The organism is Paenibacillus sp. FSL K6-2393, assembly GCF_038002545.1.
GTDB lineage: Bacteria > Bacillota > Bacilli > Paenibacillales > Paenibacillaceae > Paenibacillus.
The window spans coordinates 3,550,214-3,567,345 of record NZ_JBBOCU010000001.1; the positions used below are offsets into that span (position 1 = coordinate 3,550,214).

General features: G+C 44.8%; 14 protein-coding genes. 2 read left to right on the top strand and 12 right to left on the bottom strand.

The features are described from left to right. Window positions 1-17 precede the first annotated feature (17 nt). From MHI14_RS15680 to MHI14_RS15690, 3 genes are all read right to left on the bottom strand, one after another. On the bottom strand, window positions 18-1,703 hold the full coding sequence (locus MHI14_RS15680) for a hypothetical protein (RefSeq protein ID WP_341130726.1): 1,686 nt from the start codon (window positions 1,701-1,703) through the stop codon (window positions 18-20). A gap of 159 nt (window positions 1,704-1,862) precedes the next feature. Further along, entirely contained in the window at window positions 1,863-2,732 is an 870-nt protein-coding gene (locus tag MHI14_RS15685; RefSeq protein ID WP_017688372.1) for a carbohydrate ABC transporter permease, read from the bottom strand. An 18-nt stretch (window positions 2,733-2,750) separates the two neighbouring features. Beyond that, window positions 2,751-3,635: an ABC transporter permease gene (locus MHI14_RS15690; protein ID WP_341131709.1), complete on the bottom strand. Its 885-nt coding sequence runs from the start codon at window positions 3,633-3,635 to the stop codon at window positions 2,751-2,753. 317 nt (window positions 3,636-3,952) lie between these two features. Here MHI14_RS15690 and MHI14_RS15695 point away from each other — a divergent pair, with 317 nt between their 5' ends. Together MHI14_RS15695 and MHI14_RS15700 are read left to right on the top strand one after the other, a co-directional pair. Continuing rightward, the gene (locus MHI14_RS15695) at window positions 3,953-5,662 is read left to right on the top strand and encodes a sensor histidine kinase (protein ID WP_341130727.1); all 1,710 of its coding nucleotides are present in this window, start codon (window positions 3,953-3,955) and stop codon (window positions 5,660-5,662) included. Further along, window positions 5,662-7,011, top strand: a complete 1,350-nt coding sequence (locus MHI14_RS15700) for a response regulator transcription factor (RefSeq protein ID WP_341130728.1) — start codon at window positions 5,662-5,664, stop codon at window positions 7,009-7,011. Before MHI14_RS15695 ends, MHI14_RS15700 begins: the two co-directional genes overlap by 1 nt. A gap of 112 nt (window positions 7,012-7,123) precedes the next feature. Here MHI14_RS15700 and MHI14_RS15705 read toward each other — a convergent pair whose 3' ends face one another. The 9 genes from MHI14_RS15705 to MHI14_RS15745 form a co-directional block, all read right to left on the bottom strand. Then, window positions 7,124-8,221, bottom strand: a complete 1,098-nt coding sequence (locus MHI14_RS15705) for a GerAB/ArcD/ProY family transporter (protein ID WP_341130729.1) — start codon at window positions 8,219-8,221, stop codon at window positions 7,124-7,126. A gap of 254 nt (window positions 8,222-8,475) precedes the next feature. Continuing rightward, window positions 8,476-9,678, bottom strand: coding sequence for a Ger(x)C family spore germination protein (locus MHI14_RS15710; RefSeq protein ID WP_091030279.1), 1,203 nt, complete (start codon window positions 9,676-9,678; stop codon window positions 8,476-8,478). 5 nt (window positions 9,679-9,683) lie between these two features. Continuing rightward, window positions 9,684-11,129: a spore germination protein gene (locus tag MHI14_RS15715; RefSeq protein WP_341130730.1), complete on the bottom strand. Its 1,446-nt coding sequence runs from the start codon at window positions 11,127-11,129 to the stop codon at window positions 9,684-9,686. A gap of 200 nt (window positions 11,130-11,329) precedes the next feature. Further along, window positions 11,330-12,676 (bottom strand): LLM class flavin-dependent oxidoreductase, encoded by a 1,347-nt coding sequence (locus tag MHI14_RS15720; protein ID WP_341130731.1) that lies wholly within the window; start codon window positions 12,674-12,676, stop codon window positions 11,330-11,332. Between the two features lie 35 nt (window positions 12,677-12,711). Beyond that, the gene (locus tag MHI14_RS15725) at window positions 12,712-13,545 is read right to left on the bottom strand and encodes an ABC transporter permease (protein ID WP_341130732.1); all 834 of its coding nucleotides are present in this window, start codon (window positions 13,543-13,545) and stop codon (window positions 12,712-12,714) included. 6 nt (window positions 13,546-13,551) lie between these two features. Then, complete coding sequence (locus MHI14_RS15730; protein ID WP_341130733.1) at window positions 13,552-14,346, bottom strand: ABC transporter permease; 795 nt, start codon at window positions 14,344-14,346, stop codon at window positions 13,552-13,554. 16 nt (window positions 14,347-14,362) lie between these two features. Beyond that, window positions 14,363-15,394 (bottom strand): aliphatic sulfonate ABC transporter substrate-binding protein, encoded by a 1,032-nt coding sequence (locus MHI14_RS15735; protein WP_341130734.1) that lies wholly within the window; start codon window positions 15,392-15,394, stop codon window positions 14,363-14,365. Window positions 15,395-15,442: 48 nt separating this feature from the next. Beyond that, a complete protein-coding gene (locus MHI14_RS15740) occupies window positions 15,443-16,210 on the bottom strand; it encodes an ABC transporter ATP-binding protein (RefSeq protein ID WP_091030291.1) in 768 nt (255 codons plus the stop codon). Window positions 16,211-16,490: 280 nt separating this feature from the next. Continuing rightward, window positions 16,491-17,096: a TetR/AcrR family transcriptional regulator gene (locus MHI14_RS15745; protein ID WP_091030293.1), complete on the bottom strand. Its 606-nt coding sequence runs from the start codon at window positions 17,094-17,096 to the stop codon at window positions 16,491-16,493. Between the last annotated feature and the right edge of the window lie 36 nt (window positions 17,097-17,132).

Here is a 17,132-nt window from a genome sequence, read left to right on the forward strand (position 1 = left end):
TCAGGTGAAACTAGACTTTATTTCAAATTCATCAGTGTCATTACATCCGTCTCGCTGGCTTGGTTGTACCATTCGTTAACTTCTTCGATAACGGTGTCTCCGCCTTTTTCATGCCACTGTTTCACAAAGGTATCAAATGCTTCAAGCGGCTCATTGCCATATATGATTTTGGTGAACGTCTCTTGTTCCATGGTAGTCAACTGTTCCCACACATTTTGCATCGTTGGTGTTGGTGGACCGTTAAACTCATTTGGCAGTAAAACATCTCTGTTTTCATACGAAATCCGATATCCATCCTGTGTCGTTTGATCTTTTGAAGCGCTTTGAATGAGGACGCCCGTGTCGGCTTTAACTCCATTCGCCAGATCGTAGTACGATTGGCCAGGACCATCAACACTCGGTGTATTTTTGGTAAATGCCATTTTCCCAACGCCCTGCACAGCCTCTAATGGCGTATTAAATTTCGTTGGATCAAAAGTGACTTCGTCGTTGACGATATCGTAATCGTATCCCTGCGCGTAGCCGTATTTAAAATCTCCCGTGCTGAACGCCGCGTCGTACATTTTATCGTAGTACAAGAAGAAGGCTTCCATGTTCTGAAAATCCTTGTTAAACATGAACACACCATCGTTCAACTGGGCGGATTGATAGGTCTTATCACCGTTCACACCTTGAATGGTCGGATAAGCACTGATTTTTGCACCCTCCACATTTTTCTCTACGTCCTTCACACTGTCGTAAAGCCAAGGACGACCAATGATGATACCAGCTTTCCCCTCCGTAAAATCGGACAGTGCATCCCATGCACCTTGGGTGGCCAATTCTTTGTTCAAGTACCCTTTTGCATACCAATCGCGTAACTTGGCAAGTGCCTCTTTGTTGCCAGGAGCCACAGATCCATACGTGAGTTTGCCATTGTCGTTATGCCATTGCCTTGGAAGATGTTTGCCCGTGTATGCGCTGAATATCATGACCGGATCGCTGACCCAGCCCGTATTGTAGGAATCTTTACCTGAAAAAGTAAAGCCGTATGTGTCTTTCTTGCCGTTCCCATCTGGGTCCTCGTTAGTGAACGCCGCGATGACTTGTTCAAACTCCTCAATCGTTGTTGGCGCTTTCAAGTTTAAACTGTCCAACCAGTCCTGGCGGATCAACATGACTTCACCTTCCGTCAAATTCGGCGCAATGGCCATCCCGTAGACCTTGCCCTCCCTAACCACTGGATTGAAGGTGGTCGGGTATTGTTTGTATATTTCTTTTATCCGGTCAGGCATGTAGGTTGAGATGTCTTCTGTAATCTCCTTGACTTGCCCCGACTCAATCAGATCATTGACCAGCATGGTGTCATAGACGGGCAGAACGTCTGGCAGCTTCTCGGAACCCGTCAACGCCAGCCGCAGCTTGGTATTGTATTGTGAAGCATCACCTCCCAGCAGGGTGGTTTGAATTTTGATACCCAGGTTTTGTTCGCCCCAGCGGGTCAATACATTGTCATTCAACGTCTCACCGTTGATGTACTTTCCAGCATTTTCATCCTGTTGTTTGGCGATGGTGATCGTAAACGGTGGATCATATTTTCCGTCCTTAAGCACCGATGCCGGTGCGGTCTCGGAAGCACTCTCCCCTTTGCTACAGCCAGCCATAAGAACAGCCGACAGCATAACCATACTTACCATTTTCCATAAATCGGTTCGTTTCTTCACGGAAACATGCCCCCTTCACTCATACTCAATTTGTTTTCTATATAAGCTCAACTAATTTCATATTTACACTGACACTCCGATGACAGAACAACCTTCCGATCGCTGTTATCGTGTAAATTTTAGTTGATCATATATAGATCGAATTTTTCGTCACAACAACTATTCTTTGACGGCTCCAAGTACAATCCCCTTCACGAAATATCGTTGTAAAAAAGGATAGACCAAAATGATCGGTAGTGTGCTGACGAAAATTTGAGCTGCTTTGATACTTTGTTCCGACATTGCAGCGACTTCAGACTGGCTCATCGCCATATTCTGCATATTGCTCTGCACAACGACCGTCTGTAAGAACGAAGCCAACGGATACTTACTTGCATCCGACATGTACAATATCCCGTCAAACCAGGAGTTCCAGTGCCCTACCATAATGAACAAGGATACGGTCGCGATGCCAGGTAGAGATAATGGTAAATATATTTTGCTGAGAATTACGAAAAAGGACGCTCCGTCTATGAAAGCTGCTTCTTCCAAGGCTTTTGGAATCGTTTTGAAAAAATTGACGAGAAGAATCAGATTATAAGCACCGAAAGCGCCCGGTAGCACAAGAGCCCATATGGTATCCTTTAATCCAAGGGCGGTGATCAATATGTAAGAAGGTATCAATCCCCCCGAGAAGAGCATGGTAAAGATAAAAAACCACATGAGCACGTTGCGTCCCCGGAATTCCTTAGACAGGGCATATCCTGCACAGGTAAGAATAAACATGCTGATGGTTGTACCTAATACGGTTCGAGTGATTGATGTTAGCATGGCACCGTTGAAATTAGAATTGTTGAACGTTTTTACATAGGCGTCCACATTGAACCCGACCGGCCAAAATGAAACCATATTACCGCTAATGGCCGCTTTGCTGCTGAGCGATTGTGCCAACAGATGAAGCAGTGGTAGAAAACACGCCAGCCCCGCCAGTATCATGAACGCGTAATTAAAATAGGAGAATACTCTATAACCTGTCGTCTTATGGTACATGATCCCTCTCCCTCCTTGTTAGAATATTTTGTAATTGGCATACTTATAGGCCAGCCTGTAAGAGACAACGATCAAGATCAAGCTAATCCCCGATTTGAACAGTCCTACAGCGGTTCCGAAGCCGTATTGCCCGTTTAACAAGGATGAACGGTAGACATAGGTGTCAATGATATCTCCCGTACTGTAGACAAGCGGATTGTACAGATTGAAGACTTGATCAAAGCCCGCATCCAGAATATTGCCCAGACTCAGCGTAGAAATGACGATAATCATGGGCAACATGCTAGGCAAGGTAACGTATCGAATTTGCTGCCTGCGTGTGGCCCCATCGATCTCGGCCGCTTCGTAATAAGATGGATTAATCCCTGCAATGGTCGCCAGATAAACAATCATGCCAAAGCCGAAGCTCTTCCACACATCGCTGATCACAACCGTGAATCGAAACAGATCAGGATCACCTAAGAAGTAAATGGGATCGTTCCCGAAAATCTGGGTCAAGATGTGATTGATTCCTCCGTCTAATCCGAGAATGTCGATCATCAACCCCGCGACCGTTACCCAGGACAAGAAATGCGGCAGATACACTAGTGTCTGTATACTTTTCTTAATGCCCATATTTCGGATCTCACTCAGCAGGATAGCCATAACGATTGGAACGATAATACCAACGATAATTTTAGAAACGGCGATAATTAACGTATTAACGATCGCTTGTGTGGCTTCTTTGTACTGGAAAATTCGTTCGAAATTATCTAACCCGATCCACCGGGAACCTCCGATGCCCAGCCATGGTTTGTAGTCCTGAAATGCCATGAGCAAACCTACCATTGGGCCATAAGAAAAGATGCATACAAACACAAATGCGGGAATACACAGTACGTACAAAGGCCAGCTTTTCTTGATTTCCTTTTTGAATGAACTTCGCTGGGAAATCTTTGTTTTTGTTTTTTTCGCGGATCTGGCGGGCACAATTTCGTTAATGTTGCATACCTCCTCTATGATGGCTCTTCGAAAGCGATCCTTGAAGATAAGCTTAACAAAAGCGCTTTCATTCCAAAATGCCAAAATTTCAAGATCATAACCCCGCCCTGAAGCAATTTAAAACCGCTTTCATTTATCACCGATGCTGCCCTTCCGCTTTTCGAAGGTTTGGCTTATATTAAAGTTAATCCGATCTGGAGTTTGAACTTCTACGTTTGGCGATATGAAAGGAAACACATATGATCAGAAAAATGTATATGAAGCGATTCATCTATTTCTTTGTTTTTTTTCTGCTGCTGACGTTAAGTTTGTTTTTCGTGATGAACCGATTGAGCTCCAAGACACTTGAAGAAAATCTGATTGGCGCTTCCAAAAACCAGCTTGATTATGTGAAAGGCATTCTTGACGGGATTATATACGAAGCTAACATGTACGGGGTTCAGTATGCGGCAGACAGTGATGTCCGGTTTTACCAGAGGCATGTTAACGAGCTGAGCAATTACGATTCCCAAATGAAGAAAAACGAAATCGTTGATCGCTTGCGGCAAACGCTCCTATCCAGTCGATCGATTGAATCGATCGGCATTTACTGGAAGTCTGAAGAAACGTTTCTGTCCACGAACAATACACCGGAAGCGAGACTTCCGTTCAAGGATGTTCATCAACGGGGATGGCAAATTGTCGGCAATAGCTTGTATTATTTTGCCCTCTACCCTTACACCCAAAAATCCGGACAAAATGAACCGACTCAGTACGTCGTTGGTGTAAAGCTGAATACCGATTATTTGAGAAATCTGCTGAAAAAGGCTGTGAACAACGACAGCTCAAACGCTTTTTTTTGGTTTAATTCCCATCAGTTATGGAGTGAGAAAGAAGTCGACAACGATCTATTGAAAGCGATTACTGAAATGCTTTCTCCACAGCCGGAGATCACTTTAAAATATGATTATCACACCAATTCGGACGATTACTATGTTCTTTCCCGATATATTGAATCAATCGACGCCTACCTGATTACATATACACAGACAAATGATTTTCTGCAACCGATTGACCGTAACCGTAAAGTATTTTTTGCCAGCATTTTAGCCGTTTTCACGCTTGGTTTGGTTGTAATCTTTACGTTTTACCGGAACTATTACCGTAATATTCGTTTGTTGGAAAGGAAGTTTTCACAGGTCGAACAAGGCAATCACAATACACGTATTACCGAAAATACGGATAGAGAGTTTTACAGCTTGTTTAGAAGTTTTAATCATATGGTTACCGAGATCCAGGATCTGTTTGTATCCTTGAAGACTGAAACGGAACTAAGACGAAGTGCGGAACTTCAACAACTTCAAGCTCAGATTAATCCTCATTTTTTGTACAACAGTTTGTTTTTCATCATGTCGGTGGCTCAGTTTTCACCTGATTCTGTCATGCGCATGAGCAAACATCTGGCTGAATATTATCGTTATTTAACCAAGTTGGACCGGCATGAAGTTACGCTGGAAAGCGAGCTTCAGTTTGCGGAACATTTCCTGATCATTATGGCTCTCAGCAAAAAAATGGAGTACAGCATTGATCTGCCACCAGAACTGGCCTCGCTTCCCCTTATGCCGTTGATCATCCAGCCAGTGGTGGAAAATGCGATTCAACATGGAATTGAAGGACAACAAGGTGCGCATCGGGTAACAATTGATGTCAAACAGACAGAGACTGCAATAACGATCAAGATCTCCGATGACGGAAAAGGTCTTTCGCTCGATAATATCCGCAGCCTGGAGGCTCGGCTTGAGAGTGATACCCCGCCTGAAGGAATTAAAGGCGTAGGGCTCTGGAATGTAAATCGACGTCTGAAAAATACGTATGGCGAACTTAGCGGGCTACATTTTACTACCAATGATTGGGGCGGCTTGTCCGTCCTGCTGCTCATCAGCATTCCCGAGGTGAAAGGAGATAGCTAATGCGATTATTAATTGTGGATGACGGTCATTATGTCGTTGAGTATATGAAGCACTTGCTCGATTGGAACACCTTTGGCATTGATCAGATCGAGACGATGACCAATTCGATTGAAGCAAGGGACATGTTGACTCAAAACCATATCGATATTCTGATCACTGACATCCGAATGCCTGAGGTCTCTGGTATTGATCTGCTTCAACATATCCACCAACATAACTTATCAACCAAAGTCATCATCCTTTCGGGCTATTCCGAGTTCGAATATGCGCAACAAGGAATCCGTTTAGGTGCGCTCGACTACCTGCTCAAACCTGTCGACAAAAATGACGTTGAGAAAGCCATGTCTAAAGCCATCAACAATATTACAAAGACACGTCCCGCTCAATTGATCGCATGGGAGAACTTTGATGGATTGGCGTTTCTGCTATCGTTGCTTGGTCATAACGAGACATTAAGTAAGGAATATGAGGCTTATACCAAATTTTTAGAGAAACGCCGTTTTTGCTGCTTTAAGCTGGAGGGTTTTACACAGGAACATGAGGATGTTATAAAACATGCTGTCGGAGACAAATTGGATCGTCTCGTTTGGAATGCGGGAACGCGACTGTTCGGTCTTGTTCCGGAAGAAGCTGCTGGGGAACTGACCATCAAACTGGAGCACTCGGTCGTGTCCCCTCCCTTTTCATTGACTGATCGAAACGTGACCCGTCAGATGTTCTACAGGTTCTTCCTTAATGAGGATGTACACTCAGAAGACTTCATAGGCATATTCAACCATTCTCCATCATGCGGTGATTGGGAGTCAGCCGGAAATATCATTAAAAAATATGATCAAATCCGTCTCCGAAAACAAAAAATAATCTTTCTCATGGAGACCATTCGATATGTATATCTGACGGATAAGGATCGCGATACCTATGAGACCGTGAATTGGATGTTCAACCAGTTACGGCATCCTGATGAACTATCGTCAACTCTCATGGATCGGGTCAGTCGGATCAGAAACAACAAACAGATGTCCATTCAAACCATCGTTGACAAAGTGCAAACCTATATCGAAGAGCATCTGTCACATGGCCTTAGCCTGGATGAACTGGGGAAAGTTGCACATCTCCATCCCGTCTACTTTTCCAAACTGTTTAAACAGGAGACGGGCGAAAATGTGTCAAACTACATATCCAGGAAAAGGTTGGAGAAGGCTTCTCAACTGCTTCAAGATTCGGAACTCCGTGTCCACGATATAGCGCAGATGGTTGGTTACCGAAAAAATCAATATTTTATCCAGTTGTTCAAAGTGGAATACGGAGTTACGCCCTATCAGTACCGCAGAAATATGTTCCATCAATGAAACTCTATAGATGCTGATATGATTTAGCTATACTGTCTGCTCTGTTCTTCAAGAGCAGATGTGGTCATTCACCAGGGCGAAACTAATTCTTGTCTTCAGCAGAGGACAAGAATTAGTACTCCTTGATCGATTCTAACGATCCTTTAATCTTGCCAGTCAACCAAAGCACAGCAGGAAACATAATGCCGAAAATCATGGCATAATAAGGCCATACTTGATTTAACTCGATTATGAATGAAATGTTTGGCCATATGAAATTGGTCATGGCTAATATGATCAGGATCAGGGGAATCAACAGAGAGTTAGCGTTACGAAGACGAAAAGCATCCGCGAGCCCTTGTGCGGAAATATACAGAAGTAGCACAAGGCGGAAAAAAATAGTAACGAACCAGACGATTGCCAGGATGATTTCGAATCGCTGAAGAAACTCGCCAATATTAATGGTTCGGTCAATAAAAAATGTAGGGAATGTCAAATCCGCTATTACACCAGCGCTGATGACTGTGATGATTTGCAGCATCATGAAAAAGTACATACTGCCGCTAATCAGAGCACTCACAATGACCGACTTTCTCCATTGTTTTGTATCCGAGAAGTGATGAACAAAAAAAAGATAGAGGATCGCTTCTGCATAAGGAAAAGCAAATAAATTGATGGATGCAAGAACGACAGGTTTCAAACCGTTTTCCAAAATAGGAAGAAGATTTTTTAGCTCGGCCTCAGGAAGAAGAGTGATTCTGACCAATAGATACAGGACTAGAAAGAAAAAGAACAAAACTTCTGCACACCGCCCAATAACGATTGGACCCGAGCGGACAGCGAGATATACGGCTATGAGCATAATGAAATATATGGCGTCATAAGGTGTTTCGGGCATTATAGATGTCGTCACAAAGTCGCCTAGATTTCGAAGTGTCATGATACACTCAAGAAAGGGAAAGGAAAAAATGAAAACTATGGCAATAGTACCGCCCAGAGGGCCGAAGAGGCAACGTAGATACTCCACAAAAGTTCTCCCTTTCATGTGCCTGGCGATAGAGGTATACAACGGTATCAACATCAGATGAAAGGCCAAGGAAATGGGAATGGAAAGCCAAGCATCCTGTTTAGCAACAGAGGTAATAGCCGCTGGCAGCACTAAGTATGCACTTCCTATTTGATACAGAGCAAACCATGTAATGGCCTGGCGAACAGTCAGCTTGGTATTCACTCCGAAGTCCCCTTCTATGATAATATTGTTGTAATGAACTCGCTTAATGGTTGGAATAGAATCCGAATTCCTACCAGTGGACTCGGCAGTTCAATATGCGCTATCCTCAGAACGTTTAATATAACTCCAACAGCAAAGAGTACCATGCCACATACGATTTCACGTATGTAGTGCTTCTCCTTCAATGCTCGAAATTCAATAACCATTGCGACAAAAGATCCTACAAGTATTACATATAACATATACATCCACTCCTAATTGTTCTGATAGGAATCGACGGAATTGGTAATTTTCCCGACACGGTTCAAACGATAACGAAGATTAACATCGACCTGGAGATGTTGAAATTTTCTGGTCCAGTCCTCTTTCCATTTATGCCACTCAGATGGGTACTTTCGATGAAAAGCCTCCCCGAACCCGAATATATCGGAACCGATATGCTGTGCATTTTGAATGCCTTCCTTTAAGATTTTTTCCTGTTCTTCTCTGCCTGCCACTTGAAACTCATTAAACGTCTTTTCATCCTTCAGGTCAGCATTACACGTAACCTCTCCGATGTTGGCTTCTGTATCCACTACAAGAGTAATGTGTGGCTCATTGTTTTTTATTTTTGGAATGATCTTTACGTTGTTATGAATGACTTCAAAAGCAAACTTCCCTTTGGAATTCGGACAGCCAACGGAAGCAACTGTACTGGAAACTCGATTGGATATGTAGGTAAAAGCCTTACTCTTGGATTCTTCTATCCAGCCAGTCAAACGGTCACCCTGAAAAACGCCAATTCCGGTAAATAAATAATTCACATGTTGAGGTGATTTTTTCACGTTATCGATGGTAAGACCTTTATTCAGATTGTTCAATCGAATGCCTGTAAGAACAGGCTCGATGCCCTCTTTCGTTAAACGCTGAAGAAGATCTTTGACATCGACCGCGGAGGTGGGTGCCCATGTTTTCTCAGATACTTTCAAAGCCTTATACATATCCATTGCAGGTAAAACCTCGGTTGGAGCTACAAAAGAAACGGCATCCTTCGCTGAACTTCCCCTGACAATGGCCAAATGGAAATCAGGCCGAACTTCATGATCCCGGAACAGAAAATCCAATGGCTTCTTAATGCCTTTTCTTGCTGTGTTCTCGTCAAAGATTACAAACTTCAAGTGTGACATGTACATTTTCCGAGATGATTCGGTTGTGAGTTTGCGAAGGGCTTCAAATAGCGTGTCAGCACGGCTGGAAAAAACGATTGTTGGCGACCGTTCCATAGCCCGATTACGAGACATTTGAGAAGGGTCAACAACTTGCAGACTGATCTCATATTGATCATCCACTGTATCAATACCCAAAGCTATCACGACGGAAATTTCGTTCAGCTCCTTACTGTTCCAACAACCCGTAACAACGACCATCAGCAATATGTAAATAAGAGGTTTTAAAATTCTGGATCGGTACGAGATCATGGGGCCTACTCCTTTTGTTTTTTGTGTTGCTTTGTTTTATTCCTGAATGGAAAACGTAATACGGCATCACTTTGCTTTAACGAATTGTAATTCGCCGAAGGACTCATATACGGCACACCTAATGAATGAAGGCTATTCAGATGTACAAAGAGTATGAGCATACCCACAGTCAAACCATACACTCCGTAGATCGCGGCTAACCCGATAAACACAAATCGCAATATCCGGATTGGAATGGCCATGGTGTAAGAGGGTATGACAAAGCTTGAAATAGCTGTAATGGCAACGACAATGACCATAACAGGTGAAACAATGTTTGCTTCTACGGCAGCTTGGCCAATAACGATGGAACCGACAATGGAAACTGCCTGCCCGACTGTTCTTGGCATTCGCAGGCCTGCCTCTCTCAGAATTTCAAAAATCACTTCCATGATTATTGCCTCTACAAATGCCGGAAAAGGTACTCCTTCACGCTGCGCGGATAAACTTAATAACAGTACCGTTGGAATCATATCCTGATGGAACGTTGTCAACGCAACATATATGGCTGGAGCCAACATACATATTCCCAGGGAGATGTATCTTAATATTCGAATAATACTGCTGTAAATATAAGATTGATAATAATCCTCTGCAGATTGAATGAAATCAACAAACACCGCAGGGGCAAGGATAACGAAGGGAGTTCCATCTACAAATATCGCAATTTTGCCATCCATGACTCCTGCTGCAATAGAATCTGGACGATCCGAATTATAGAAAATCGGAAATATAGTAAACTGTTTCTTCTCTGTGAGGGATTCTTCGAGATATTCGCCTTCAAGCACACGATCTACGCTTATGCTTTTTAATCTGGATATCAAGTTCAGAACCATGTCCTGATCAGCGATCCCGTCCATATACATGACCGATATGTCCGTCTTGGTTTTTTCACCAACTTTGACGTTGGTTAGTCGCACTCTTGTATCTTTAACCCTGCGGCGAACCATTGTTGTATTTGTGCGTAACGTTTCCGTAAACGATTCTTGCGGACCTCTGATAACAGGCTGTGCCTTCGATTCTGTAATGCTGCGTTCTTCCCATCCTGGCAAAGAAATAACTAATCCTTCATCGATCCCATCCAGTAACAATAGAACTCCGCCTGAAAGGATTTGATCCAACGCATCTTCAAAGCTCTGAACCAAACTTGCTTCGCCGACATCCAGAATGCTATTTTTCAAAAATGGTAAAGACATCTCATCGCTATCAGAATAGGCGAATTCATGCAATGGACGAATCACATTGTCTTGTACCTTCTGCATGTCAACCATGCCATCCAAATAAAACAGAGCGGCGTGATTCCTTCCAATAGTGATCTCACGAACAACAAAATCAGAACTGTTTCCCATGAAGTCACAGATAAGATCGATATTGCGAACGATTTGTTTGGAAAAATTGGGTTGCAACTTCATTTCACAATCCCCCTTGATTATGTATTATTGGTACTAATTCGAAATATAATCATTGAGTTGTAAGTGCAATGTCCTTCTCTGACTGAATTAAACCCGAAAAAGAAGTCGCAAATTTTGCGACTTCTCTTACTAAACATTATTTGATTGCCACAGATGGCAAAAGCAAATAAGCGACTATATAATCGGTTCTTCTTGATGGATTAACCGTGGACTTGCTGTTTATGGCTTACTAAAACAGTTGGCCCAGAAAGTCCCAGATGCTCTCGTAGCGTCATCCCCTCGTACTCTTCACGGAACAAGCCGCGACGCTGAAGCTCAGGAACGACGTGCTCAACAAAGTCATCGAGATCACCTGGCAGAACCGGCGGCATGATATTGAAGCCATCGCAGCCGTATCCATTGAACCACTCTTCCATGAGGTCGGCAAGCTGCTCCGGCGTTCCTACGAATTGCATATGACCACGGGCACCGAGAAGCCTCCGTCCGAGTTCGGCAATGGATAATTGCTCTTCACGTGCAAGGTCCATAATGAGTTGGACGCGACTTTTCATTCCGTTGCTTGCTTCGACCAGATCTGAAATGTCCGGTAGTGGACCGTCGGCAGGATATCCGCTGAGGTCTGTTTGAAGTATGCCAGACAGCATCATTACCGCTTCTTGGGGATCGATGAGATCTAGCAACTCCCGTTCCTTGTGTCGGGCCTCCTCTACAGTTGAACCGAGGATCGGCGACAACCCCGGCATAATGAGCAAGCTGCCACGCTCACGTCCAACAGCCAGAAGCTTCTCGTTCACCGTGCGATAGAAATCTTGCGCAGCAGTGAGTGACGTCTGTGCCGTGAAGATCACCTCTCCAACTTTTGCAGCGAAATCCTGACCTGGATCCGAGGAACCGGCCTGAATAAGGACGGGGTAACCTTGCGGTGGACTTGGCACGTTCAAAAGCCCTTGCGTCGAGTACCATTTCCCTTGATAATCTGCGATACGCAGCTTGGATTCATCGACGAACGTACCTGATGCCCGATTCATAACGATTGAATCCTGTGGCCAGCTGTCCCATAATGCCGTAACGACGTCAACAAATTCCTGCGCCATCTCGTAACGTGTTCCGTGTTCAGGATGCTTATCTCGTCCGAAGTTCCGAGCTTCCGTGTCAACTTGGGACGTGACGATATTCCATCCGGTCCTTCCCCCGCTTATGTGGTCGAGCGTAGATAAACGGCGCGCGGCATTGAACGGCTCGTTATAGGTCGTCGACAGGGTTGCTGTCAACCCGATTTTATCGGTTACCATGGAAAGTGCAGAGAGTAGAGACACCGGGTCCAGCATGCCTGCAGCAGCCCGGCTGGGGTAGATCAAGTGCAGCAAGTCCGCAAAAAAAATCATATCAAACTTGCCTTTCTCAGCTGTCTGGGCAATCCGCTTATACCAATCGATATCGAACATCTTCTCTACCCCTGATTCCGGATGACGCCATCCGGCATGATGATGTCCAGTAAAATATATAAATGCACCAAGATGAAGCTGGCCCTGTCGTTTTTTCGTCATATCCGTTCCTCCGCTTTCATTCTAGATATCTATAATCAGCCTTTATATGTGTTATTCCATCGAAGGAATCTTCTTTCTACTAGTCTGACTGCCGAATCCGAGAGTTTACCAACCAAGGCGAACAGAATTATACCCACGAAGACAACATCCGTCTGTGCATATACACGTGCGTCTTGTATCATATAGCCGACTCCTGCGCTTGAACCCATCATCTCTGCCACGGCAAGCAATAACCAGGAGGCACCAACAGATAACCGAATGCCAAGCAGAATGTTTGGCAATGCCGAGGGAATAATTAACCTGCATAAAAGCCTGAACTTAGAATATTGCAAGATGCGGGTAACCTCATAAAGCTTTCGATCCGCACTGCGGACCCCCAAATGTGTATGGAAATAGAGCGGAAAAAACGATCCGATTGCAATGAGCAGTACTTTGGATAATTCCCCTACACCGAACCACAGAATGAACAACGGAATAACAGCTAACAACGGAACCGTCCGAAGCATCTGTATCGTCGGGTCAAGCGTCTGTTCAGCCCATTTGCCTAGACCAGTAAACACACCAAGTATTAATCCTGTAGCGGCTCCAAGTAAGAATCCTCCGCTTGCCCGAATAGTGCTGGTTGTGAGATGCTGCGTCATATCGCCGGTTACGCACAGTTGCCAAAATGTCCGCGCAATGCGGGATGGAGCTGGCAGTGCCGAGTCAGACAACAGTCCAAGAGCAGATCCCACCTCCCATAAAGCTAATATAATAACCGGTAACACCCAACCATACAGCCAATTCGGCATTCTCCAGTGGCGTTCCCTTCCCATCCCCATTTCTTTCTCATTAGCCTTCGATTGTAATGTCACATCGTTCAAACTCATAATCTGTTATCCATCTCCCTCTATGGAATCCTGCCAACGCAGCGATTTTTTCTCTGCCAACCTGACCAGTGAATCGGTCACTTTGCCAACAATCGCAAAAACAATAATGCCGACAAAGATGACAGACGTTAGCGAGAAGGAGCGTGCGTCATTGATGATGTAGCCGATCCCGGAGCTTGAACCCATCATCTCTGCGACAACCAGCCCAAGCCAGCTAACTGCAATCGAAAGACGTACGCCTAAAAACAGTGAAGGTAGTGAGGCAGGAATAATCAGCTTGGTAATGGTTTGAAATTTCGTGAATTCCAACACACGTGCTACTTCGAACAATTGACGATCCACCGAGCGAACACCCAAAAAGGCATTCACATATAAAGGAAAGAATGCTCCCTTGGCAATGAGTACGATCTTTGAAGTCTCGCCAAATCCGAACCACAGAATGAACAATGGCGCAACAGCCAAGTAAGGCAGTGTCCGAAGCAGCTGAAGCGACGGATCTAGCAATCGTTCTGCCTTTAACGAAAACCCGACCCATAATCCTGCGGCTAATCCCAGGCCACCGCCAAACAAGAACCCTAGTGCCGCTCTACCCGTCGAGATGCGCAGATTGGTCAGCAGTTCTCCCGACGAGATCATGCGTCCGAACTCAGCTACGATGTCCTTCGGAGGCGGAATTAACACCGTATTTACCCACCCACTCGAGGATGCAATCTGCCAAATGATTAATATCGCTGCCGGTACCAACATCCCGATCAGGAGATGAATAGTCCGAAAAATAAACTTGTTTCCCGATATTTGCATAACCGCACCCCTACTTTTATTTAAGAGCTTCTTCAATGTATTGGTTGTCGAACACGTCAGCCACGTTGATTTCCTTGCGGATTGTACCTAATTCAAATTGAAAGTTTGCAGTGTTCTGCTGATCCGCGATTGTTTCGTCACTTACCGGGATATTGATCATTGCCGCCCGTGATTGCATGCCCTTCACCAGCTCAATCGGAATGTTTCGTTCGTCGGCATAGCGCTGAAACGCTTCCTCTTGATGACTAGCTTCCCACTGGCGGGCCTTCTCGAATGTTTTTAAATATAGCGTAACAAGCTCCGGATGCTCATTCGCAAAATCCGAACGGACCAATTGGAAAGATGGAGATAGTACACCTTCGCTCTCCCCATCAGCCAGCACTTTTCCTTTGCCGCTTAGTGCATTCAGGGTAATGTATGGGTCCCAGACGGCCCAGGCATCCAATTTTCCACTTTCGAAGGAAGGCTGGGTTTCATCAGGTTGTAATTGAATTTCTTGAATATCGGAGTTTCCTAAACCAGCCTTTTCGAGTACTAGATAAAGGAAGTTGTAGGCGTTGCTGCCCTTCGTGACGGCGACCTTCTTGCCCTTGAGATCCGCAATGTTTTTGATCGGACTATCCTTCGGCACAATGATCGCTACATTGTTCTTGCCATCAAGTAGCTGTGAGATGATTTTGAAGTCGATACCAGCTGCTTGTGCAGAGATTGGGGGCATATTGCCCATGCCAGCAAAGTCCAGATGATTAGAGGCCATCGCTTCAATCATTGGAGGACCGCTCTGGAACTCCAACCACTCCACTTTTACCCCCAGCTCTCCAAATGCATCCTCAAACCACTTCTGTTCTTGTGCTTTACCGAACAAGCCGCCCTTGCCCTGTACACCAATCTTCACCGTGACATCATCATCGGATGCATTCGATTTCGAATTATCTTCAACTAGCTTGGCATTCTTGCCATTGCTGGCGTTGTTATTTTCATTGCCGCATCCCGATACAACCAGTATCAGAACAAGTATGGCTGCAAACCAACCCAATTTTTTAATCATCTATTCGCATCCCCTTTTATGAAAGTAGATTCGTTAATACGTATCCAATTAAATGCCAGCGCCCTTGTCTATCAAGGGAGAATGTTCCACTTTTTCGAACTCGCCTAGAACGCGGGAGCGAAGTTCCTGGAATGAACTCCCACTGCGTTTACGCGGATAGGGAAGGTCTACATGAATTACATTGCGGATATGACCTGGGCGAGGGTTCATAATGACGACTTTCTCTCCAAGAAATACCGCTTCGTCCAAGTCATGCGTAACGAACAACATTGTCGTCCGGCTGTTCTGCCAGATATCCAGCAGCGCTTCTTGCATGTGTGTGCGAGTGAAGGCATCGAGTGCTCCAAAAGGCTCGTCGAGCAGCAGAATCTCCGGTTTGCGCAACAAAGCCCTTGCAATAGCCACCCGTTGAGCCATTCCTCCGGACAACTCCTTCGGATATGCTTTCTCGAATCCCTTTAGACGAACCAATTCAATTAGCTCTTGAACTCGATGGCGAACCTGAGCATTGCGAAGCGAGAGATTGGCCGCGATATTCTTCTCGACCGTCATCCAAGGGAACAAACGTGGCTCCTGAAAAATAAACCCTTTATCAACGCTTGGTCCCGTAATGGCCATTCCGTTCAGTTCCACTTTTCCCTCATATGTCGTATCCAACCCGGCCACAATCTTGAGCAATGTACTTTTGCCGCAGCCACTGGGTCCGATAAAAGTAATAAATTGTCCCCGCTCAACCTGCAACCCTATATTGCTAAGCGCTAGAATCGGCCCGGTAGGAGCAGCGAACGTTTTGTTCAACCGCTCAATATTCAGCATCAGATGTAACCTCCAATTTAAAATAATTTTTCGGATCTATTTACTTGGTTTTATGGTTATAAAAAAAGGCCTTCTGCTTGTATATCTTTCCCCACGAACGATCTCTGGTTATCCAGTCGAACTCTCGTTCACAAACCGAGCAACCACTCGGTTTGTTGGGGAAATTGTAGCAGTGGCCTGTATCTGTTGTCAATCATTTCTTTTGGAGACTTTTGGAATTATGTAGAGATCACGCATATTTTCATATTCGAAACCTTGTTCGCTTGTGATCCCGAACCCTTTACCCCTCATGTCTTGCAGTAAATAAAGAGACGATGGAACGCGCTTGCGCACGAATCGGAACTTCAGCGCCGGGCATTTTTTGCAGCGTCAGTCCTTGAATTAAACTTACAAAATAATAGGCAAGCTCCAAGGGGACACCACTGACGATGAGCCCTTCCTTTTGCCCCTGTTCCATTATGTTCGCGACAGGACCAAGGTTATTCGTGAAACGTTCTGTAACTTCTCTTCGAATCTCTTCGGAGGAAGATTCCGAAAGCCGCGCTGTGTGGATAAGAATCGTGTAAGCCCAATTGTTTTCCAGCGCGAGCCATGACTCAGACAATAGTAAAAGTTTATTTAGAGCATCACCTGATTGCTCAGCGAGTTGGGAGACATGTTCGCCGTAACGCGTCTGACCTCTTCTGAGAATTTCGCTGATAATCTCGTCTTTGGACTTAAAGTAGTGATACATGTTCCCAATGCTCATGTCTGCTGCCGCTGCGATGTGGTTGATGCTTACTGAACCGATTCCTTTGAATGCAATGATTTCCAAAGCGGAATCAAGGATGTGATTGATTCTTTTTTCCCGTTGTTGTTGGTCTTTCTCTATGTTTCTAGGTGACATTAACGTTGCAACCCCTTTCTGAATTTCATTATAGCA